The following is a 21,730-nucleotide window of genomic DNA, read 5'->3' on the forward strand; positions in this document are numbered from 1 at the left end:
ACCACCCCTGCCAACCCCGCAACCCTTGTCCCGTCTGCTTTGCAGCGGTGTTTCGTGTTGCGAGGGGGCGAATCATATGCGCCTCCCCGGACCTTGGCAATCGTTTTGTCACATGAGTATGCGATGCATGCCGAAGGCGCGGTAATAACCCATTGATCTATAAAGAAAATACAGCCCGCTTAACCCGTACAGGAAGGTGAATACCCGATGAAGTTACTCGGGTATTCACCTATCAAGTTTTAGCGATGCTTGAAATTGGGCGCCCTCTTCTCCACAAAAGCCGCCATCCCTTCCTTCTGGTCTTCCGTCGCAAAGGTGGAATGGAACAAACGGCGCTCCAGGTGCACGCCCTCGGAAAGGCTGGTCTCGTAAGCCGCGTTGATCGACTCCTTGATCATCATCACCACCGGCAGCGAGAAGCCGGCAATGGTCTCGGCGGCGGCCAGCGCATCGTCGAGCAGCTTGTCGGCGGCAACCACGCGCGACACGAGGCCGGCGCGTTCGGCTTCCGCCGCATCCATCATGCGCGAAGTCAGGCACAGGTCCATGGCTTTGGCCTTGGAGACCGCGCGCGGCAGGCGTTGGGTGCCGCCGGCGCCGGGCATCGTGCCCAGCTTGACTTCGGGCTGGCCGAAGCGGGCGGTATCGGCGGCAATGATGATGTCGCACATCATCGCCAGTTCGCAGCCGCCGCCGAGCGCGTAGCCCGCCACGGCCGCGATCACCGGCTTGCGGATGCGGCGAATCGTTTCCCAGTTGCGCGTAATGTAGTCGCCCTTGTACACATCCATATAGGAGTACTTAGCCATCATGCCGATATCGGCGCCTGCGGCAAAAGCGCGGTCGCTGCCGGTGATCACGATGCTGCCGATGGCTTCATTGGCGTCGAACGCGAGCAGCGCCGCGCCCAGCTCATCCATCAGCGCATCGTTGAGCGCGTTCAGGGCCTTGGGGCGATTCAGCGTCACCAGGCCAACGCGCCCGCGCGTTTCGACCAGAATGTTCTCGTACGGCATGTGTTCTCCTCTTGGAATGGGAAGTCGGAAAGCGGAAAGTGGATCGATTCGTTACCCTGCGAGACGATACTCGCGTGTGGAAATTAGTGCTACCATTTGCCGACCGACTGGTCGGTTAATTTAAGCGGCGATCCGGATCCCCTTATATATAGGAGTGACCGCGTGCCACCGGACATAGCCTCCACTGACATGGCAGGAGACGAAAGATGCCAGATACGCCCCCGCAAGCCAGCCTGACTTCCGGCCCGATACTGCTCGCCTGGCATGGCCAGGTTGCGGTCATCACGCTGAACCGCCCCGACAAGCTCAATAGCTTTACCCGCGAAATGCACGCCGTGCTGCAGCAGGCACTCGACCATGTGGAGGCCGGCGGCGCCCGCGCCCTGCTGCTGACCGGTGCCGGGCGCGGCTTCTGCGCGGGGCAGGACCTGGCCGACCTGGATTTCACGCCCGGCGCCATGACCGACCTGGGTGAGTTGATCGATGTGTGGTTCAACCGGCTGGTCCGGCGCCTGCAAAAGCTGCCGCTGCCGGTGATTGCGGCCGTCAACGGCACGGCGGCCGGCGCGGGAGCCAACCTGGCGCTGGCTTGCGACATGGTGCTGGCGGCACGCTCGGCCAGCTTTATCCAGGCCTTCGTCAAGATCGGGCTGGTGCCGGATTCTGGCGGCACCTGGCTGCTGCCCAAGCGCATCGGCATGGCCCGCGCCATGGGCTTGGCCATGACGGGCGACAAGCTCAGCGCCGACGAGGCCGAGAAGTGGGGGCTGATCTGGGAGGCAATGGACGATCCGCTGTTGCCCGAGCAGGCGCTGGCGCTGGCCACGCACCTGGCGGCCCAGCCGACGCGCGCCCTGGCCGCCATCAAGCAAGCCATGTACGTCGGCGCGAGCCAGGGGCTCGATGCCCAGCTCGACCTGGAACGCGACCTGCAGCGTGAGCTGGGCGCGTCGCACGACTATGCCGAGGGCGTGAACGCCTTCCTGGAAAAACGCGCACCGCGCTTCACCGGGCGATAGGATCGCCAATACCGCAGCGCGGCGCAGCCGACAGCCCGAACAGGAGACCAGCTTGACCCACAATCCCCAGGCCCTCGCGGAAAGCGCCGCCGCCAGCATGTACGAAGCCGACACCTGCAGCCGCTGGCTGGGCATCATCGTCGAGGCCGTGCGGCCCGGCTACGCGCGCTTGTCCATGCCGGTGCGCCGGGAGTTCCTCAACGGCCACGGCATCTGCCACGGCGGCCTGATGTTCACGCTGGCCGACTCGGCCTTTGCCTTCGCCTGCAACAGCCACAATATCAATACGGTGGCGGCAGGCTGCAGCATCGAGTTCCTCAAACCCGTGCAAGGCGGCGACGTGCTGACGGCAGAAGCCACGGAGCAGGTCCTGTCGGGCCGGCATGGCATCTACGATATCCGGGTGACCAACCGCGCCGGCGAGCCGGTGGCGATGTTCCGCGGCAAGTCCGCGCAGATCAAAGGGCATGTGGTCACCCCGCCGGACGCGGCGCAGTGATGCCTGGCCCGGACACATACAAATACAAGCAAACATAAGCCCCGCGCAGGAGACACCATGACGCGCCTGACAGATCTGCCGCTCGAGCCGATCGAGACCGCCAGCCGCGACGCATTGCAGGCGTTGCAACTGGAACGCCTGCAATGGTCGCTCAACCACGCCTATCAGAACTCGCCGGTCTACCGTCGCAAGTTCGATGCCGCCGGCGTTCACCCGAACCAGATCCGCACGCTGGCCGACCTCGCCCGCTTCCCGTTCACCACCAAGCAGGACTTGCGCGATAGCTACCCATTCGGGATGTTCGCCGTGCCGCAGGACCGCGTGGCACGCATCCATGCCTCGTCGGGCACAACCGGCAAGCCCACGGTGGTGGGCTACACCTTGAAGGACATCGACACCTGGGCCACGGTGGTGGCGCGCTCGATCCGCGCGGCCGGCGCGCGGCGCGGCGACAAGGTGCATATCAGCTACGGCTACGGGCTCTTTACAGGCGGACTGGGCGCGCACTATGGCGTGGAAAAGGCAGGGCTCACCGCGATCCCGTTCGGTGGCGGCCAGACGGAGCGGCAAGTGCAGCTGATCCAGGACTTCAAGCCGGAAGTGATCATGGTCACGCCCAGCTACATGCTGGCCATCGCCGACGAGTTCGAGCGCCAGGGCATCGACCCGACCTCCAGTTCCCTCAAGGTCGGCATCTTCGGCGCGGAACCGTGGACGCCCGAGATGCGCCTGGCCATCGAGAAGCGCATGGGCATCTCGGCGGTGGATATCTACGGGCTGTCGGAGGTCATGGGGCCGGGCGTGGCCAGCGAGTGCGCGGAGACCAAGGATGGCCCGACCATCTGGGAGGATCATTTCTACCCGGAGGTGATCGATCCCGTCACCGGCGAGGTGCTGCCCGACGGCGAATTCGGCGAGCTGGTCTTTACGTCGCTGTCCAAGGAGGCCCTGCCGATCGTCCGTTACCGGACCCGGGATCTCACCCGGCTGCTGCCCGGCAGCGCCCGCGGCGCCTTCCGCCGCATGGAGAAGGTGACCGGCCGCACCGACGACATGATGATCATCCGGGGCGTCAACGTGTTCCCCTCGCAGATCGAGGAGTTGATCCTCAAGCACGCCGAACTGGCGCCGCATTACCAGTGCGTGCTGACCAAGGATGGCCATCTCGATGTGCTGACCGTGCGTGTGGAATGCGCACATGGCGTAGACCCGGCGGCCACGCATCAGGCCAGTGCCCAGCTGACCTACGACATCAAGGCCTTTATCGGCGTGACCGTTGGCATCGAGATCCTGCCTAGCGGCGGCGTGGAGCGTTCGGTGGGCAAGGCGCGGCGCATCGTCGACCAGCGCCCGCGCTGAAGCTTTGAAGTAGAGAGGTAGCAGCAAGGGCCGGCCAAGAAATGGCCGGCCCTTGCTTTCATGCCCTAGCTACGCGGCATCAGCACCCACATGCGCCCGCCCTGCTTCATCCGTCCGGCGGTCTCGCCAGCTGCATCGCCAGCCCCCCAGAAGAAGTCAGCCCGCACCCCGCCCTTGATGGCGGAGCCCGTATCCTGCGCGAACATCAGGCGCTGGATCGGCTCGGACGACAGCGGCCGCGTGGTCGAGAGGAAGACCGGCACGCCCAGCGGGATGGTGGCGGGATCGACCGCGATGGAGCGCTCGGCTGTCAGCGGCACGCCCAGCGCGCCGACCGGGCCATCGTTATTAGGCGGCAGCTCGCGGAAGAACACGAAGCGCGGGTTCACGTTGAGCATTTCATCCACGCGCCCCGGGTTAGCCCGCGCCCAGGCCTTGATGCCTTGCATGGTGGCCTGCGCCGGCGTGATCTCGCCGCGGTCGAGCAGCCACTTGCCAAAGGAACGGAACGGCTGGTCGTTGGTGCCGCCGAAGCCCACCCGCATGACGCTGCCGTCCTGCAGGCGGATCCGGCCGGAGCCCTGGATCTGCAGGAACGCGGCTTCCACGGGATCATCGACCCAGACCAGTTCCTGGCCGCGCAGGGCCGGGTTCTGCAGCAGTTCGCCGCGCGCCGGCAGCGCCCGGTTGCCCCATTGGGGCGGCTTGCGATACAGCGGGACCTGGTACTGTCCCTGGCGCGTGCGTGCGCCGTGCAGAATCGGCTCGTAGTAGCCGGTGATCAGCCCGCTATCGGTGCCATCGCCGTTGACCACGCGAAAGGGCTGGAAGTTGGACTCGAAGTAGGCGCGCATCGCGCCCAGGTCGCCGGCGTCGACCATCAGGCCGAGCGCGCAGACGCGGTTCCACTCGGCGCGCTTCTTCAGGGCCTGGCAACTGGCCTGCAGCGCCGGCCAGGCGGCGCGCATGTCGTCCTGGCTCCAGCCGCCGATCTCGCCCCAGCTGGCGGCTTGCAGCACGCCCTTCTGGGTGGAACCGGTCGGTGGCGCCACGGGCCGGGTGCCCGGGCCTTCGATGCGGGGCGGCGGGCCGCTCATGCAGCCGGCCAGCAGCGTGGCGGCGGCGGCAAGCCCGAGCCAGCCGAGCCGGCGCCCGCTGGCAGCGGCACTTGCTTGTCCCGACGAGATGCGGGAAGACGAAAAAGGAAGTCGGAAAAGGGAATGCAGGTATGCCATCTTGATTGGGTGAAAACTCAGCGTATCGCGGCCGGACGCATCTGCCGATGGCCTACAATGCCCACCGTCGCCTCCACGTAGCCCTGTCATGAGCAAGTTCTTTGAAGCCCATCCCATGCTGCTCTTCGCCCTCGAGGCCGGACTGGCGCTCTTCCTGCTGATCTTCATCGTGGTCTGGACCATGGGCACGGCCAAGAAGAACCCGCGCCCCAGCCGCGCGCCGGACGATCATCCGTCGCGTGCGGGCCATGGAGGAAATGCGGGACAAGGCACGGCGCGTACCCAACAGGATCAGGACAGCGCTTCGGGCCAATAGGTTCCGCCGCGTTCAGTACAACGTCTCAGTGCAACATGCGCGGCAGGACCAGCGCAAACTCGGGGATCGGCACCTCGAAGCGATGGCCATCCTCGGCCACGCAGAAATACTCTCCCTTCATCGAGCCCACCGGGGTCGAGATGGTGGCCCAGCTGGTGTACTCGAAATGCTCGCCCGGCTTGAGCAGGGGCTGGTGCCCGACCACGCCAAGGCCAGCCACTTCCTGGGTGCCGTTGTCGCTATCGGTGATGACCCAGTGCCGGGAGATCAGCTGCGCAGCCACCTCGCCGGTATTGTGGATCGTGATGGTGTAGGCGAAGGCATGGCGCCCGCGCTCAGGGTCGGACTGGTCGGCCAGGTACTGGGTACGTACGGCCACGGAAAACGCGTATTCGCTCATTGTCGACACATAAGAGGCGGGATCAGGGTAGCCGCATTGTGCGGCATGGCTCCGGGGGCGGCAAGCTAAGCCGCCGCAAGCTGCCTGTCCGGTGGCAGCGGCGCCCCGCGCGGGGAGGGTAAAATACCGGCTTCCCCCTTGAAGCACCCTCCTTTCGAGCCCCGCCATGAGCACGCCCACCTACCGCATCGCCCCGTCCATCCTGTCCGCCGACTTTGCCCGCCTGGGCGAGGAAGTGCGGCGCGTGACCGCGGACGGCGCCGACTGGATCCATTTCGACGTGATGGACAACCATTACGTGCCGAACCTGACCGTGGGCCCGCTGGTGTGCGAGGCGATCCGCCCCCACGTGAGCGCCCCGATCGACGTGCACCTGATGGTGCGCCCGGTGGACCGCATCATTCCGGATTTCGCCAAGGCAGGCGCCAATATCATCACCTTCCACCCGGAAGCCAGCGAGCATATCGACCGCTCCCTGGCGCTGATCCGCGAACACGGCTGCCAGGCCGGCCTGGTGTTCAACCCGGCCACGCCGCTGCACCACCTGGACCACGTGATGGACCGCATCGACGTGATCCTGCTGATGTCGGTCAACCCCGGCTTCGGCGGCCAGTCCTTCATTCCCGAGACGCTCAACAAGCTGCGCGCAGCCCGCAAGCGCATCGACGCGTACGCCGAGCGCACCGGACGCCGCATCCTGCTGGAAGTGGACGGCGGCGTGAAGATCGACAACATCGCCGAGATCGCCGCGGCGGGAGCCGACACCTTTGTCGCCGGTTCCGCCGTGTTCAGCAAGCCGGACGCCGACGGCGGCTACAAGGGCGTGCTGTCGGCCATGCGCAGCGAGCTGGCCAAGGTCGGCAAGGCAGGCCAATGAGCTCGGTGCAGATGAAGCGCACCGACTGGCGCGGCATCCGCGGCGTCATCGTGGACCTGGACGGCACCATGGTGGACACCGCCGGCGACTTCCACGCGGCGGTCAATGCCATGCTGAAGGCGCTGGTCCACCTGCATCCGCAGCTTGGCAACGCCGCGCCGATGAGCAAGGAAGAGATCGTCAGCTTCGTCGGCAAGGGCTCGGAGAACCTGATCCGGCGCGTGCTGGATGCGCGCTTCTCGCCAGCCCACGCCAACGGCATGTTTGCCGATGCGCTGGCGCTGTACGACCGGGAATACCTGCGCATCAACGGTCAGTTCTCGCAGGTCTACCCCGGCGTCGCCGAAGGCCTGGCGGCCCTGAAGGCAGCTGGCCTTCGGATGGCCTGCGTGACCAACAAGCCACACAACTTCACCGAGCCGCTGCTGGCCAAGACCGGCCTGGGCCGGTTCTTCGAGCTGGTCTACGGCGGTGACGCCTTCGCCCTGCGCAAGCCGGATCCCCTGCCTCTCCTCAAGGTCGCCGAGGCATTCCGCCTGGAGCCGGCCGCAATGGCCGCGATCGGCGACTCGGAAAACGATGCGCAGGCGGCGCGCGCGGCGGGCATGGGAGTGCTGCTTGTGCCCTACGGCTACAACCACGGCAATCCTGTACAAGGCGTTGACGCCGATGGTATAGTCGATTCCATTGTTCGCGTTGCCGAGCTGTTGGCGGCCACCGGGCATGACCCCGGCGGCCGCAAGGCCGCCGAAGCCAAAGCAACACCCAATATCCAAACCATAAATCGCTGAACACGATTTCATGTTTCTGAACCGCAAACGCATCTCTTCTGGCAGTGATCGGCAGGCCTGGCCCTGGCGTCGCTGGCGCGCCTCCCAACAGGCGTAAAGTGCGTTCGCGAGTCTCCTGACCGCCCCTTTCCCGCATCCCCGCGATGCATTTACACCAGGATGGGGCCGGCCAGACCGGCAGTTTGCCGGACCTTCTCTGATTTTCCAGCCGACCGACATCCAGCCCTTGTGCCGGTGTCATCCGAACGCGCTGCACGCCCACCCCGGCCGTGCGTGGACACTCGTCCGCGCCATGGTCTCTCCGGGGCGGGTCTGACGACCTTCCAGCCCCAAGTTGCCGACATCGCGACGTGCGCCATACTGCAATGACAGGCGCCGCTGCACAAGAGGATCGACATGACCGAACTGGAATTCAAATCGCTGGCCGAGCAGGGCTACAACCGTATCCCCCTGATCACCGAAGCCTTCGCCGACCTGGAAACGCCGCTGTCGCTGTACCTGAAGCTGGCGCAATCGCAGACACGCGGGGTCAACACCTTCTTGCTGGAATCCGTGGTGGGCGGCGAGCGCTTCGGACGCTACTCGTTCATCGGCCTGCACGCCCGTACGCTGCTGCGCGCCTCGGGCATGCGCACCGAAGTGGTCACGGATGGCCGCGTGGTGGAAACCCACGAAGGCAACCCGCTCGACTTCATCGCCGACTTCGAGAAGCGCTTCAAGGTGGCGCTGCGCCCCGGCCTGCCGCGCTTTTGCGGCGGCCTGGCCGGCTACTTCGGCTACGACGCGGTGCGCTATATCGAGAAGAAGCTCGCCAACACGCAAAAGCCGGACGACCTGAACCTGCCCGACATCCAGCTGCTGCTGTGCGAAGAACTGGCCGTGATCGACAACCTGTCCGGCAAGCTCTACCTGATCGTCTACGCTGACCCGACCACGCCGGAAGCCTACGCCCGCGCCCGCCAGCGCCTGCGCGAGCTGCGCATGAAGCTGCGCCAGCCGGTGGACGTGCCCATCACCAGCCCCTCGGTGCAAACCGACGTCTACCGCGAATTCGAGAAGGCCGACTACCTCGCCGCCGTGCACAAGGCCAAGGAATACATCATGGCTGGCGACATGATGCAGGTACAGATCGGCCAGCGCCTGGTCAAGCCGTACCGCGACTCCCCGCTGACGCTGTACCGCGCGCTGCGCTCGCTGAACCCGTCGCCTTACATGTACTTCTACAACTTCGGCGACTTCCAGATCGTGGGGGCCTCGCCCGAGATCCTGGTGCGCCAGGAAACCCGCCGCGTGGGCAGCAACGGCGACCAGCGCGAGGATCACATCGTCACCATCCGCCCGCTGGCCGGTACGCGTCCGCGCGGCAACACGCCGGAGAAGGACGCGCAGCTGGCCACCGAGCTGCTCAACGATCCCAAGGAAATCGCCGAGCACGTGATGCTGATCGACCTGGCGCGCAACGACATTGGCCGCATCGCCGAGATCGGCTCGGTCAAGGTCACCGACCAGATGGTGATCGAGAAATACTCCCACGTGCAGCACATCGTCAGCTCGGTGGAAGGCACGCTCAAACCCGGCATGAGCAACCTCGACGTGCTGCGCGCCACCTTCCCGGCCGGCACGCTGTCGGGCGCGCCCAAGGTGCACGCGATGGAGATCATCGACGAGCTGGAGCCGCGCAAGCGCGGCATCTACGGCGGCGCGGTGGGCTACCTGTCCTTCGGCGGCGAGATGGACCTGGCCATTGCGATCCGTACCGGCATCGTCAAGGACGGCAATCTCTATGTGCAGGCCGCCGCCGGCATCGTTGCGGACTCGGACCCCGAAGCCGAATGGAGGGAAACCGAAGCCAAGGCGCGTGCCGTGATCCGCGCCGCCGAGCAGGTCCAGGACGGCCTGGACTCGGATATCTAAGGTAAAGGGAACAGGGGAACCGCCATGCTGCTGATGATCGACAACTACGATTCGTTTACCTACAACATCGTGCAATATTTCGGCGAACTCGGCGCTGACGTGCGCACCTATCGCAACGACGAAATCACGCTGGAAGAGATCGAGGCGCTCAAGCCCGACCATATCTGCGTCTCGCCCGGTCCGTGCAGCCCGCGTGAAGCCGGCATTTCCGTGGCAGTGCTGCAGCACTTTGCCGGCCGCATCCCGATGCTGGGCGTGTGCCTGGGCCATCAGGCCATCGGCGAAGCCTTCGGCGGCAAGGTGATCCGCGCCAAGCAGGTCATGCACGGCAAGGTCAGCCGCATCGAGACCACGCAGGAAGGCGTGTTCGCCGGCCTGCCCAAGCACTTCGACGTGACGCGCTATCATTCCCTGGCGATCGAGCGCGAGACCTTGCCGGATTGCCTGGAAGTGACGGCCTGGACACCGGATGGCGAAATCATGGGCGTGCGCCACAAGACGCTCGCCATCGAGGGGGTACAGTTCCACCCCGAGTCCATCCTGTCCGAGCATGGCCATGCCCTGCTGGCCAACTTCGTCAAGGCGCCACGATGAGACTGCTCGATACGCCTAACGCGCCCGTCCCTGGCGCGGCCTACACCAACGCAAAGACCGAGACCGCCATGTCCATCACGCCCCAGGAAGCCCTCACCCGCTGCATCGAACACCGCGAGATCTTCCATGACGAGATGCTGCACCTGATGCGGCAGATCATGCAGGGTCAGATGTCGCCGGTGATGGCCGCGGCCATCCTGACCGGCCTGCGGGTCAAGAAGGAGACCATCGGCGAGATCTCGGCGGCGGCGCAGGTGATGCGCGAGTTCGCCAACAAGGTGCCCGTCAAGGACCGCGAGAACTTCGTCGACATCGTCGGCACCGGCGGCGACGGCTCGCACACGTTCAATATTTCCACCGCGTCGATGTTCGTGGCGTCCGCTGCCGGCGCGCGTATTGCCAAGCACGGCAACCGTGGCGTGAGCTCCAAGTCGGGCAGCGCCGATGTACTGGAGGCGCTGGGCGTGAACATCATGCTCACGCCGGAGCAAGTCGGGCACTGCATCGAGCAGACCGGCATCGGCTTCATGTTCGCCCCTACCCATCACCCGGCCATGAAGAACGTCGCCCCGATCCGCAAGGAAATGGGCGTGCGCACCATCTTCAATATCCTGGGCCCGCTGACCAACCCGGCCGACGCGCCCAATATCCTGATGGGCGTGTTCCACCCCGACCTGGTCGGCATCCAGGTACGCGTGATGCAGCGCCTGGGCGCGCGCCATGCGCTGGTGGTCTACGGCAAGGACGGCATGGATGAGGTCTCGCTGGGCGCCGCCACGCTGGTGGGCGAACTCAAGGACGGCGAAGTGCGCGAGTACGAAGTCCACCCTGAGGATTTCGGCCTGCAGATGATCTCTAACCGCGGCTTGAAGGTGGCCGATGCCACCGAGTCCAAGGAAATGCTGCTGGAAGCGCTCACCGATGTGCCCGGCACCCCGCGCGAGATCGTCACCCTCAACGCCGGCACGGCACTGTACGCGGCCAATGTGGCCAGCTCGATCGAGGACGGTATCCAGCGCGCGCGCGAGGCCATCGCCAGCGGCGCGGCGCGCGAGAAGCTCGACCAGTTCGTGCGCGCCACGCAGCAGTTCAAGTAAGCCAGAGCCATCCAGCCCCGCGAGAGAATTACCGCATGTCCGATATCCTGCAGAAAATCCTGGCCGTGAAGGCCGATGAAGTGAACGCGGCGCGCAAGAAGCGCGACCTGCCCAGCCTGCGTGCCGAGGCCGAGAGCCTGCGCGCCGAGCCGGGCCTGGCGCCGCGTGGCTTCGAACGCGCGCTGCGCGAGAAGATCGCCGCCGGCAACGCCGGGGTGATCGCCGAGGTGAAGAAGGCCTCGCCCTCCAAGGGCGTGCTGCGCGCGAACTTCGTGCCGGAGGCCATTGCCGAGAGCTACGCCACGCATGGCGCGGCCTGCCTTTCCGTCCTGACGGACGTGAATTTCTTCCAGGGCCACGCCGAATTCCTCAAGCGCGCCCGCGGCGCCTGCCCGTTGCCGGCCTTGCGCAAGGACTTCATGATCGACCTGTACCAGGTCTATGAAGCGCGCTGCTGGGGCGCTGACGCCATCCTGCTGATCGTGTCCGCGCTGGACCCGGGCCTGATGGCCGAACTGGAAGCCTGCGCGCATGAGCTGGGCATGGACGTGCTGGTGGAAGTGCACGGCGGCGAAGAGCTCGACGCCGCGCTGCGCCTGAAAACGCCGCTGCTGGGTGTGAACAACCGCAACCTGCGGACCTTCGAGGTGTCGCTCGACAACACGCTGGACCTGCTGCCGCGCATTCCCGACGACCGCCTGGTGGTGACCGAATCCGGCATCATCGGCCCTGACGACGTGCTCCGCATGCGTGACGCCAATGTGCACGCCTTCCTGGTGGGCGAGGCCTTCATGCGCGCGCCCGACCCGGGTGTCGAGCTGGCCCGCCTGTTCGCCTGAGCGGGAAACAGAAAACCACAATGGCCCAGGAAATCGAACTCAAGCTGGCGGTGCCGGACGGTGCCATGCCGGCGCTGGCGGCCTGGCTGGATGCACAGGGACAGGCGCGCGGCGAGCACACGCTGCTCAACGTCTACCTTGACACGCCCGCGCGCGACCTCGCCGGCGCACGCGCCGCCCTGCGGCTGCGCCGCCGCGGCGAGCAATGGCTGCAGACGCTGAAGACCGCCGGCAAGAGCGAAGCCGGGCTGGCCGCCCGCCACGAGTGGGAAACCAGGGTGGCGGCCGAAGCCATCGAGCTGGACGCCTTCCCGCCCGAGGCGCGCGCCCTGCTGGCGCCACTGGCCGCCACCCTGGCACCGGTATTCCGCACCGATTTCGCGCGGCGCACCTGGCTGGTAGAACAGGACGGGGTGCGCATCGAGGCCGCGCTCGACGTCGGGACGATTTCAGCGCAGGGAAGCGCCGCGCGGGAGACGATCCAGGAACTGGAGCTCGAGTGGCTGCCTGGCGCCGCCGGCCAGGCTCCCACGCAAGCACAGGCGGAAGCCGCGCTGCGTGCGCTGGCGCTGCGCCTGCAGCACGTTGCGCCCCTCAAGCCGTCCGACCAGAGCAAGGCCGCGCGCGGCTATCGGCTCGCCGCCGGTGCCGGCCGCGCCTGAGCTGGCGCGCCTGCGCCCGCTCGCCCCTCCAAAAAAACCAGGTACTCCTCCAGCATGACCAAGCACAACAGCGCACAGGCCGACCTGTTCACAGCCCCGGCCGCTGCCGCAGCCGAAATAGAAAACGCCACCGTGCCTGCCCCGGCCGCCGCCAGCCTGTTCGAGCAAGCCGCCGCGCTGCCTGCGGCCTGGCGCGCATTGCTGGCCCCCTGCATGAACACCGCAGGCTGGCAGGAACTGGCCGCTTTCGTCGACGGCGAGCGTGCCAGCGGCAAGCCGGTCTTTCCGCATGACGTGTTCCACGCCTTGCACCTGACGCCGCCTGAGACCGTCAAGGTGGTCATCCTTGGTCAGGACCCGTATCACGGTACCGGCGTGGTCAACGGCAGCGAGATTCCGCAGGCGCATGGCCTGGCCTTCTCGGTGCCGGACGGCGTGCGCGTGCCGCCCAGCCTGCGCAACATCTTCAAGGAAATCGCCGCGGAGTATGAAGGCGGCGCCGTGCCAGCCTCCGGCAATCTCGAAGGCTGGGCGCGCCAGGGCGTGCTGCTGCTCAACACCGTGCTGACGGTGGAGCAAGGCCAGGCCGCCAGCCACGCCAGGCGCGGCTGGGAAGCGGTGACCGACTGCCTGATCCAGGCCTTGTCCGCCGCACGCCCCCACCTGGTCTTCCTGCTGTGGGGCAGCCACGCGCAAGCCAAGAAGCCCTTGCTGGCCGGCACGCACTGCGTGCTGGAAGCGCCGCATCCGTCACCGCTGTCGGCACACCGGGGGTTCCTGGGCTGCGGGCACTTCCGGCTGGCCAACGATTGGCTGCAACAGCACGGCGCCGCGCCGGTGGACTGGCGCGCCACCTGAGCCGCCGGGCAGCCGCCCGCCCGCCGGGCAAGTCTCAAGCGGTCGGCAGGCAGTCGAAATCCTCAAACTCACCTGCGCCGGGCAACGCCACTAGCGCGTTGACCTGCGCGTCCGGCGGCCCGCGCCGCATCCAGTTGCAAAGGGCCTCCAGCCGATCCGGCGGCCCATAGGCCATGACCTCGACCGAGCCATCGTGCCGGTTGCGCACCCAGCCGTTGATGCCGAGCGCCCCGGCCTGCCCCGCGCAGGCCACGCGGTAGCCCACGCCCTGCACCCTCCCCTTGACCACGATGTGCCATGTTTCCATCTGGCTTCCCCTTGCCGCGCGCGAGCGCTGAAACATCCGTTGAAACGGTTACGACACGCATAACAGGTAAACTAGACCGCCATGCAAAGCGTTACCAGTAAGGGCAGGCCAATGCAGGTAACGCCCGCAGCACAACGACGCGCAAGGCACGCCCTGTCGACAACCCGAAAACCCTGTTCATGACCTGAGCCAGCGCAGCGCAAGGTGCCCACGCCCTGGCTGGCACCACCGATCCGATCCATCCAGGCCCCCGGACCGCCCGGCCACACCCGGCCCATACGGCAACCGCGGCCAACGTTTCCACTGCCAAGATAATGCAGCAAGCCGAACACGACCAGGCCAGCTCGGTCACTTCCCGTGGCTACGCCAGCCAGCTGCTGACCGCGCCGCCGAACCGCTTCGACCTGGCGCTGCTGCCCATCATCCTGGCGGTGATCGTGCTGGTGGCCTTTGCCGCTCGCCAGATGAACGTGCCCTACCAGCCCGGCGAACCGCTGGACGTGCACCTGGACATCGCCTACCTGCCCTACTACCTCATGCGCACCAGCATCCGCATGATGATTGCGCTGGGCGCCTCGCTGCTGTTCTCCTTCGCCTTCGCGGCGCTCGCCTCCAAGAACCGTACCGCCGAGAAAGTGATGGTGCCGGCGCTGGACATCCTGCAGTCGATCCCGGTGCTGGGCTTCCTGTCGATCACCGTGACTGGCTTCATCGCGCTGTTCCCCGGGAGCCTGGTCGGGGTGGAATGCGCTGCCATCTTCGCCATCTTCACCTCGCAGGCCTGGAACATGGCGTTCAGCCTGTACCAGTCGATCCGCACCATCCCGACCGACCTGGTGGAAGCGGCAGCCATGTTCCGGCTCTCGCCGTGGCAGAAGTTCTGGCGCCTCGAAGTGCCCTTCGCCATGCCGGGCCTGCTGTGGAACATGATGATGTCGATGTCCGGCGGCTGGTTCTTCGTGGTGGCGTCGGAAGCCATCTCGGTGTCTGGCAACGACATCCGGCTGCCGGGTATCGGCTCCTACATCTCGCTGGCGATCCAGCAGCAGAACCTGGCGGCGATTGGCTGGGCCATCCTGGCCATGCTGATCGGCATCATCCTCTATGACCAGTTGCTGTTCCGGCCGTTGATTGCCTGGGCCGACCGCTTCCGCTTCGAGACCATGGCGCAGGAGACCGAGCCGCAATCGTGGCTGCTCAACCTGCTGCGCCGCTCGGAATGGGTACGCGTGCTGCTGGGCCGCACGGCGGCGTTGGCCGAGCGCACGCTGGCCTGGGGATCCGGGCGCAAGGCGGTGGCGCCGAAGGCCAACGATGGCCGGCGCGCCATATGGATCGAGCGCGCCGGCAACGTCATCATCATCCTGATTGCCATGCTGGCGCTGTATCGCGTGATGCACTTCGTGCGCACCGAGGTGGGCTGGGCTGAAGTGGGCCATGTGCTGTGGCTGGGCACGCTGACCATGGTGCGGGTGATCGTGCTGATCGCGCTGGCCGCGGTGATCTGGGTACCGATTGGCATCCGCATTGGCCTGAACCCCAGCGTGGCGCGTATCGCCCAGCCGGTGGCGCAGTTCCTGGCCGCCTTCCCGGCCAACCTGATGTTCCCGCTGGTGGTGATGCTGATCGTGCGCTTCGGGCTGAACCCGGAGGTCTGGCTCAGCCCGCTGATGATTTTCGGCACGCAGTGGTACATCCTGTTCAATGTGATTGCCGGCGCGTCCGGCATCCCCACCGAACTCAAGCTGGCCGCGCGCAACTTTGGCCTGCGCGGCTGGCTGCTGTGGAAACGCTTCCTGATCCCCGCCGTGTTTCCCAGCCTGCTGACCGGCCTGGTGACCGCGGCCGGCGGCTCGTGGAATGCGAGTATCGTGTCCGAATACGTCACCTGGGGCGACCGCACGCTGGTCGCCACCGGGCTGGGCAGCTATATCGCGGAGATGACCTCCAAGGGCGACTTCCCCCGCATCGCGCTGGGCATCGGCGTGATGGCGATCTTCGTGGTGGGCTTCAACCGCCTGCTGTGGAACCGCCTCTACCTGCTGGCGCAGGAACGCACGCGTCTTTGAGCCGCCATACGCCACCCATTTGAAGCCCTGAATCTGAACGGAACTCCATCATGGCAAGCCTCACCGCAGACGCAACCGAATCCGTAGTAGAGCTGCGCGGCGTCTCGAAAATCTTCCGCACCGCGGACCGCTCGGACCGCGCCGTGCTCGAAGGCGTGGACCTGACCCTCAAGCGCGGCGAGATCGTCGCCATGCTGGGCAAGTCCGGCTCGGGCAAGTCCACCCTGCTGCGCATCATGGCCGGGCTGGTCGGCGCCGATCGCGGCGAGGTGCGCTTTCGCGGCCAGCCGCTGCGCGGCACCGCCGAGGGCATCGCCATGGTGTTCCAGTCGTTCGCGCTGTTTCCCTGGCTCACCGTGCAGCAAAACGTGGAGCTCGGGCTGGAAGCCCAGGGCGTGCACAAGGAAGAACGCGCGCGCCGGGCCGAGGCCGCGATCGACATGATCGGCTTGTCGGGCTTCAACAGCGCGCTGCCGCGCGAGCTCTCCGGCGGCATGCGCCAGCGCGTGGGCATTGCCCGTGCGCTGGTGACCGAGCCCGACCTGCTGCTGATGGACGAGGCCTTCTCCGCGCTCGACGTGCTGACCGGCGAGACCCTGCGCGACGAAATGCTCGACCTGTGGGAAGACGGCCGCACCAATATCAAGTGCATCCTGATCGTCTCGCACAATATCGAAGAGGCGGTGATGATGGCCGACCGCATCGTGATCCTGTCGAGCGACCCGGGCCGTATCCGCGCCGAGGTGAAGATCCCGTTCCCACGCCCGCGCAACCGCGACTCTTCCCAGGTGCGCGGGCTGATCGACGAGGTCTACACACTGATGACATCGCCCGCGGCGATGGGCCCGCGCGTCACCGCGCTGGCTGCCGCGCGCGATATCGGCTACCGCTTGCCGGATGCCGACATCAGCCAGATGGAGGCCATTCTCGACCTGCTGTGCGAAGCACCATTTTTCGGCAGGGCCGACCTGCCGCACCTGGCAGAGGAAGCCGGGCTCACCGACGATGACCTGCTCCCGGCCTGCGAAGCGCTGCACCTGCTGCAGCTGGCCACCATCGAGCGCGGCGACATCAGCGCCACCGGCCTGGGCCGCGCGTACTACGAGACAGAGCCGCCCGAACGCAAGGTGCTGTTCGGCAAGCAGTTGCTGCAGCACGTGGCACTGGCCGCGCAAATCCGCCGCGAGCTGGAGCAATCCGAGGACGGCGAGATCCGCGAGGAACACGTGCTGCGCGAGCTCGAAGCCTTCCTCAAGCCGGACGAAGCCGAGCGCGTGCTGACCCTGGCAATCGAATGGGGCCGCTATGGCGAGGTGTACGAATACAGCTACAACAGCGGCATGCTGACGCTGCCCCGCGAGGAGCAGCCGGCGCCGGGCGCGGGCACGCAAACCTGATTGGCGCGGCCCGGATTTCTTGGTGTCTTGGCGGCCGATTCAGCATGAAGCGAAGCGGTTCCGGCCAGGCGCGCCAGCATCTTTCGGAAACGGCCTCTTCGGTTCCTAGCGCTCGCGCATGGCCCTGCCGATCGCGCCGGTGCGCAGGGCGATCTTGGCGGTGTCCTCGCGCAGCGCGCGCAGGCGGCGCTCCAGGATGGCATTGGCGGTGCGCCCGGTGGAGCTCGCCGTGCTGGCGAAGTTGCCGGCTTCGCTGGCAGCCCGGCTCAACTCGCCCGAGGCCGCGGCCTGCACCAGCACATCGGCGCGGCGGCGGTCGGCCGAATCAGCCAGGCGGGCGCGACGCTCGCTGGCGTCTTCAGCCGCGGGCGGCGCGGTGAGCGCTTCCGTGGCGATGGCCGCATCGGCGGCGCGCACAGCCCGGGCATCGGACACCGCCGCCACATCAGCACCACCGGCACCATCGGCAGCACCATCGGCAGCACCATCGACAGCACCATCGGCAACACCAACGGCGACCGCCACGTTGGCCCCAACGCGATCGTTCGCGAGCCCTGCCGTCTCCGTGGTTTTCACCGGCGCCTTCGCCTTCGCCGGGTCCTTCACCGTGCGGACGAAACCCGCGCCCCGCCCGCCGGCACGATCGTCCTCGGCCAGCCGTTCGCTGGCCAGCTGCAGGCTGTTGGCTGCGGCATCGGTGGCCTGGCGGATGGCGGCTTCGGCGGCCGGCAGGTCCAGCTCGCCGTAGTGCTCGCGCACCTGGATGCGCGCCGCGGCCACGTGCGCCGCCACCAGGTAGTTCTGCACGATGAAGCGGTTCAGGTTGTCCACCGCGCGATGCCGGCTTTTAGGCTCGTCGAGCATGCGCTGGAACGACCCGATCAGCGCGGACAGGCTGTCCATGAACTGCTTGCGCTGCACCCGGTAGGCAAAATCGTCCTTGGCCACGCGCAGCAGCAGGTCGCGCGTGGCGGCAATGTAGCGGCGGTTGGCCTGCAGCACGTTCTCCACCAGCGCGGGCAGCGCGCGGTATTCCCAGCTGGGCAGCACAAAGCTGAACACCGTGGCGATCACGCCGCCGATCACGGTATCGATCAGCCGCTCGCCCGCGACCGTAGAACTGCCCGGCACCAGCAGGTTGATCTGGATCAGCACCTGCACGCAGGCGGCAACAGCCGTGTAGCGGTACTTGATCGTGGAGAACGCCGTGCTGGCCACCAGCGCCAGGAACAGCACGCCCAGCAGGATCAGCGGCTGGTGCACGACCTTGAGCACGCCCACCGCAATCACGCAGCCGATCAGCGTGCCGATCAGGCGGTCGTTGTAGCGCTGCTTGGTCATGCTGAAATTGGGCTTCAGGATGACGATGATGGTCAGCAGGATCCAGTAGCTGTGCGACACATACGGCAGGTGCTCCGCAATCCACAGCCCCGCGCCCACCGCCATGGTGATACGCAGCGCAAAGCGGAACGCCGGCGACTTCCAGTTCAGGTTGTCGCGCAGCACCTTGAGCTCGTAGCGCTGGCGCGTCAGGAACGGTGTCATGTCCGGCCCGGGCAGCACCTTGCTAGGCTCCACCGGCGTGCGCGATGCCTCGTGCAACTGCTCCACCAGCACGATGGCGCCCTTGATCATGTCGAGCGTTTCCGCCGCCGCCGTCATCGCCGCCGGGTTGATGTGGTGGTAGCGCAATTGCGCGATCTCGTGCGCGACGGCGCGCAGCTCTTCCTGGTAATCCACGGACGCATAGGAAGGCCGGCCGCGGGTGATGTTGTAGGCGATCCCCTCCACGTCCTTGCACATCAACTGCACCAGCCGGCGCAAGTGATCGAGTACCGGCGTGCTGCCAAAAGTCTGGCGCAGCAGCGGGTAATCGGTATTGGTGGAGAGGATGTACTCGTACAGGTCCAGCATGCGCATGTGGACCTGTACCAGCAGCCCGTCATGCGTAGTGCGGTTGCCGCGCAGCACCAGGTCGCGCGCTGCCTGCTGGCGTTCCGCCACCACGATCTGCTGGCGCACCAGCTGGTTGAACAGCGCCTCGTAGTCATTGCCGGCGTCGTAGAAACCCGCCTTGATCTCGAGGTACCCGGCCATCTCGTACAGCGACTCGGCCAGCACCTGCTGCTTGGTGCGCCGCTGCGTGGCCCAGCTCACCGCCATCGCGTACGCCATATAGGCCACCGCGCCGATGCCGAACAGCAAGGAATGCTCGAGCGCGCGCCGCACCACGAAGTCCTCGTTGATGGTGAGCGTCATGACGAACAAGGCCGAGAACTGCAATGGCAAGGTCTTGTTGCCATACACCGTCATCATGCCGGCCATGAAGGTCACCAGCACCAGCACCAGCGGCATCACGCGCGGGAACGGCGTGGCCATGGCCACCAGCAAGGTCACCGCCGTGCACAGCAGCACGCTGGCCAGCATCTCGTTGAACTTGTGGTTGAACGGGCTGGGCAGGTCCATCAGGCTGGTGCACAGCGCGCCCATCGACACCACCATGGCGGTGGGCAGGTCTGAGAACTGCAAGGCGATCAGCGTGGCGCCGATCACCCCGGTCGCGGAGCGCAGCCCGCGATACACGTAATGCGAATAAACGAAGGTGCGGGCGTCGTGCGCGTATTGCATGTGGTGGCGATCGGCGGCGTTGGGGGCTAATCGGCCTACAGGCCCAGCCAGCGCGCACGCATGGCCTGGCGGCCGCCTTCGGCCGTCACGGTGTACTGCGCCGCCGGCTCGCGCGCGAAGGTCAGCGGCAGCACATGCAGCTCATCGCGGCGGAACACATGGCACTCGGCGCTATCGCCGTCGCGATAGCGCGCCAGCAGCTTGTCGAGCTGGCCAGGGGCTACACGCAGGCCGTCCACCGCGGCCAGCAGGTCGCCCGCCGAGATCCCGGCCGCCTGGGCCGCGCCGCCGTCGAGCACCTGGGTCACGCGCACCCAGCCATCCTCGGTCTTGGTCTTGATGCCAAGCGAGGCGTTGCGCTCTGGCTTGGTCGGCACCGCCTTGATGCCGAAGGGCTTGAGGAGCGCGGCGAGTTGCAGCTCGCCGGTGCCTTCGGTGAGCGAGCGCAGCAGCGCGCCCAGGCGCAGGCCGCTGACCTCGTCGAACAAGGCATGCACCTCGGCCTCGGTCACGCCGCGCTGCTGCGCGCCTGGCGCATAGAAGCCGCTGCCGTAGCGCTGCCACAGCGCGCGCATGATGTCGTCGAGCGAGCGGCGGTTGCGAGTCTTGGCGCGGATGGTGAGATCCAGCGCCAGGGCAACGAGCGAGCCCTTGGTGTAATAGCTGACGATGGCGTTGGGCGCGTTTTCGTCCTGGCGGTAGTACTTGGTCCAGGCATCGAACGAGCTATCGGCCACGCTCTGCTTGGTGCGGCCGTTGCCGCGCAGCACGCCATTCCAGGTCTTGGCCAGCAGCTCCACGTACTGCTTCTCGGTGATGCGGCCGCTGCGCACCAGCATCAGGTCATCGTAATAGCTGGTGAAACCCTCGAACAGCCACAGCAGCGGCGTGTAGGTTTCCTCGCGCAGCCGGTAGGGCACGAACGCCGCGGGCTTGATACGTTTGACGTTCCAGGTATGGAAATACTCGTGGCTGCACAAGCCGAGGAAGGTGCGGTAGCCCTCGGTGGCGTCAGCCTTGCCGCGCGCCGGCAGGTCAGCGCGCGCGCACATCAGCGCGGTGCTGGCGCGATGCTCCAGGCCGCCGTAGCCGTCCGTCGTGACCATGGTCATGAACACGTAGCGGCGGTTGCTGTCGAGGAACGGCGCGGCCTCCGTCTTGGGCTCGAACAGGCGGATCTGGGCTTCGCAGATCTGCTTGAGGTCGCGCAAGACGCGCTCGAGATCGAGCTGCGGCACGCGGCCCGTGAACACCACGTCGTGCTGGGCGCCGCAGGCGCGGAAGCTGCCCATGGTGAAGTTGCCCATCTCGACCGGGTGATCGACCAGTTCGTCGTAGTCGGCCACCTGGTAGCGGCCGAAGCCGTAGCGCTTGGCGCCACCGCGGCCGGGCGCCTCGCGCATGGCCGTGGCGACCCGCCATCCGGCATAAGCCTCGCCGGCGGGTGCATGGATATCGACCGTGCAGGGCTGGTCTTCCTGCCCTTCAGCGCACAGGAACACGGAACTGCCGTTGAAGAATCCGTGGGTGGCATCGAGGTGTGCGGCGCGCACCGACAAGTCCCAGGCGTAGACCTCATAGCTGAGCGTAAGCGGCCCGTCCACCGGGGCCGCCTGCCAGCTCTGCTTGTCCAGCTTGGTCAGCGCCACCGGCTTGCCGCCGGCCTGAGCGCGGATGCGCACGATATTGCGTGCGAAGTCACGGATCATGTAGCTGCCCGGAATCCACGCCGGCAGGTAGAACTGCTGGCCGGCGGGATTGGGGGCGTCTACCGTGACGGTGACGGCGAACAGGTGCGCTTCCGGTTGAAGCGGGGCAATGGCGTAATGGATCGGCTTCATGAGCGTGATTGT

20 protein-coding genes are annotated in these 21,730 nt (G+C 66.5%); 14 read left to right on the plus strand and 6 right to left on the minus strand.

Annotation, left to right across the window (positions count from 1 at the left end):
- Positions 1-239: 239 nt before the first annotated feature.
- Positions 240-1,016 carry an enoyl-CoA hydratase gene (locus AC1Q7Q_RS38290; protein WP_492375962.1) on the minus strand — a complete coding sequence of 259 codons (777 nt, stop codon included), beginning with the start codon at positions 1,014-1,016 and terminating at the stop codon, positions 240-242.
- Between the two features lie 206 nt (positions 1,017-1,222).
- Here AC1Q7Q_RS38290 and paaG point away from each other — a divergent pair, with 206 nt between their 5' ends.
- Genes paaG through paaK form a run of 3 tightly spaced genes read left to right on the plus strand, consistent with a single transcriptional unit; the run spans position 1,223 to position 3,893 of the window.
- Positions 1,223-2,035: a 2-(1,2-epoxy-1,2-dihydrophenyl)acetyl-CoA isomerase PaaG gene (gene paaG, locus AC1Q7Q_RS38295; RefSeq protein ID WP_477134854.1), complete on the plus strand. Its 813-nt coding sequence runs from the start codon at positions 1,223-1,225 to the stop codon at positions 2,033-2,035.
- 52 nt (positions 2,036-2,087) lie between these two features.
- Positions 2,088-2,534, plus strand: a complete 447-nt coding sequence (gene paaI, locus AC1Q7Q_RS38300; RefSeq protein WP_416049769.1) for a hydroxyphenylacetyl-CoA thioesterase PaaI — start codon at positions 2,088-2,090, stop codon at positions 2,532-2,534.
- A 57-nt stretch (positions 2,535-2,591) separates the two neighbouring features.
- On the plus strand, positions 2,592-3,893 hold the full coding sequence (gene paaK, locus AC1Q7Q_RS38305) for a phenylacetate--CoA ligase PaaK (RefSeq protein WP_492375961.1): 1,302 nt from the start codon (positions 2,592-2,594) through the stop codon (positions 3,891-3,893).
- 65 nt (positions 3,894-3,958) lie between these two features.
- On the opposite strand, the gene mltA is transcribed toward paaK, so the two are convergent.
- Positions 3,959-5,128 (minus strand): murein transglycosylase A, encoded by a 1,170-nt coding sequence (gene mltA / locus AC1Q7Q_RS38310; protein WP_492375960.1) that lies wholly within the window; start codon positions 5,126-5,128, stop codon positions 3,959-3,961.
- Between the two features lie 88 nt (positions 5,129-5,216).
- On the opposite strand from mltA, the gene AC1Q7Q_RS38315 reads away from it, so the two are divergent.
- Positions 5,217-5,444 (plus strand): hypothetical protein, encoded by a 228-nt coding sequence (locus AC1Q7Q_RS38315; protein WP_043349921.1) that lies wholly within the window; start codon positions 5,217-5,219, stop codon positions 5,442-5,444.
- Between the two features lie 25 nt (positions 5,445-5,469).
- On the opposite strand, the gene apaG is transcribed toward AC1Q7Q_RS38315, so the two are convergent.
- On the minus strand, positions 5,470-5,844 hold the full coding sequence (gene apaG / locus AC1Q7Q_RS38320) for a Co2+/Mg2+ efflux protein ApaG (RefSeq protein ID WP_006162582.1): 375 nt from the start codon (positions 5,842-5,844) through the stop codon (positions 5,470-5,472).
- A gap of 166 nt (positions 5,845-6,010) precedes the next feature.
- On the opposite strand from apaG, the gene rpe reads away from it, so the two are divergent.
- From rpe to AC1Q7Q_RS38360, 8 genes are all read left to right on the plus strand, one after another.
- On the plus strand, positions 6,011-6,721 hold the full coding sequence (rpe, locus tag AC1Q7Q_RS38325; protein ID WP_492375959.1) for a ribulose-phosphate 3-epimerase: 711 nt from the start codon (positions 6,011-6,013) through the stop codon (positions 6,719-6,721).
- Positions 6,718-7,512 carry a phosphoglycolate phosphatase gene (gene gph / locus AC1Q7Q_RS38330; RefSeq protein ID WP_492375958.1) on the plus strand — a complete coding sequence of 265 codons (795 nt, stop codon included), beginning with the start codon at positions 6,718-6,720 and terminating at the stop codon, positions 7,510-7,512. The genes rpe and gph overlap by 4 nt, the downstream gene beginning before the upstream one ends.
- 396 nt (positions 7,513-7,908) lie before the next feature.
- Entirely contained in the window at positions 7,909-9,426 is a 1,518-nt protein-coding gene (trpE, locus tag AC1Q7Q_RS38335) for an anthranilate synthase component I (protein WP_150985644.1), read from the plus strand.
- Between the two features lie 24 nt (positions 9,427-9,450).
- On the plus strand, positions 9,451-10,020 hold the full coding sequence (locus AC1Q7Q_RS38340; protein WP_006162587.1) for an aminodeoxychorismate/anthranilate synthase component II: 570 nt from the start codon (positions 9,451-9,453) through the stop codon (positions 10,018-10,020).
- Between the two features lie 68 nt (positions 10,021-10,088).
- Positions 10,089-11,117 (plus strand): anthranilate phosphoribosyltransferase, encoded by a 1,029-nt coding sequence (gene trpD, locus AC1Q7Q_RS38345; RefSeq protein ID WP_006162588.1) that lies wholly within the window; start codon positions 10,089-10,091, stop codon positions 11,115-11,117.
- A 35-nt stretch (positions 11,118-11,152) separates the two neighbouring features.
- Entirely contained in the window at positions 11,153-11,956 is an 804-nt protein-coding gene (gene trpC, locus AC1Q7Q_RS38350; protein WP_492375957.1) for an indole-3-glycerol phosphate synthase TrpC, read from the plus strand.
- 20 nt (positions 11,957-11,976) lie between these two features.
- The gene (locus AC1Q7Q_RS38355) at positions 11,977-12,618 is read left to right on the plus strand and encodes a CYTH domain-containing protein (RefSeq protein ID WP_492375956.1); all 642 of its coding nucleotides are present in this window, start codon (positions 11,977-11,979) and stop codon (positions 12,616-12,618) included.
- A gap of 54 nt (positions 12,619-12,672) precedes the next feature.
- Positions 12,673-13,476: a uracil-DNA glycosylase gene (locus tag AC1Q7Q_RS38360; protein ID WP_492375955.1), complete on the plus strand. Its 804-nt coding sequence runs from the start codon at positions 12,673-12,675 to the stop codon at positions 13,474-13,476.
- 34 nt (positions 13,477-13,510) lie between these two features.
- Here the strand turns inward: AC1Q7Q_RS38360 and AC1Q7Q_RS38365 are convergent, their stop codons facing one another.
- Positions 13,511-13,783 carry an acylphosphatase gene (locus AC1Q7Q_RS38365; RefSeq protein ID WP_174428369.1) on the minus strand — a complete coding sequence of 91 codons (273 nt, stop codon included), beginning with the start codon at positions 13,781-13,783 and terminating at the stop codon, positions 13,511-13,513.
- Positions 13,784-14,097: 314 nt separating this feature from the next.
- On the opposite strand from AC1Q7Q_RS38365, the gene AC1Q7Q_RS38370 reads away from it, so the two are divergent.
- The gene (locus AC1Q7Q_RS38370) at positions 14,098-15,852 is read left to right on the plus strand and encodes an ABC transporter permease (RefSeq protein ID WP_492375954.1); all 1,755 of its coding nucleotides are present in this window, start codon (positions 14,098-14,100) and stop codon (positions 15,850-15,852) included.
- Between the two features lie 50 nt (positions 15,853-15,902).
- Positions 15,903-17,249, plus strand: a complete 1,347-nt coding sequence (locus AC1Q7Q_RS38375; RefSeq protein WP_492375953.1) for an ABC transporter ATP-binding protein — start codon at positions 15,903-15,905, stop codon at positions 17,247-17,249.
- Positions 17,250-17,354: 105 nt separating this feature from the next.
- On the opposite strand, the gene AC1Q7Q_RS38380 is transcribed toward AC1Q7Q_RS38375, so the two are convergent.
- Together AC1Q7Q_RS38380 and AC1Q7Q_RS38385 are read right to left on the minus strand one after the other, a co-directional pair.
- The gene (locus AC1Q7Q_RS38380) at positions 17,355-19,877 is read right to left on the minus strand and encodes an FUSC family protein (protein WP_492375952.1); all 2,523 of its coding nucleotides are present in this window, start codon (positions 19,875-19,877) and stop codon (positions 17,355-17,357) included.
- 35 nt (positions 19,878-19,912) lie between these two features.
- A complete protein-coding gene (locus tag AC1Q7Q_RS38385) occupies positions 19,913-21,718 on the minus strand; it encodes a M61 family metallopeptidase (protein ID WP_492375951.1) in 1,806 nt (601 codons plus the stop codon).
- Positions 21,719-21,730: the final 12 nt, after the last annotated feature.

Source organism: Cupriavidus sp. GW823-FHT07A04, from assembly GCF_058794615.1.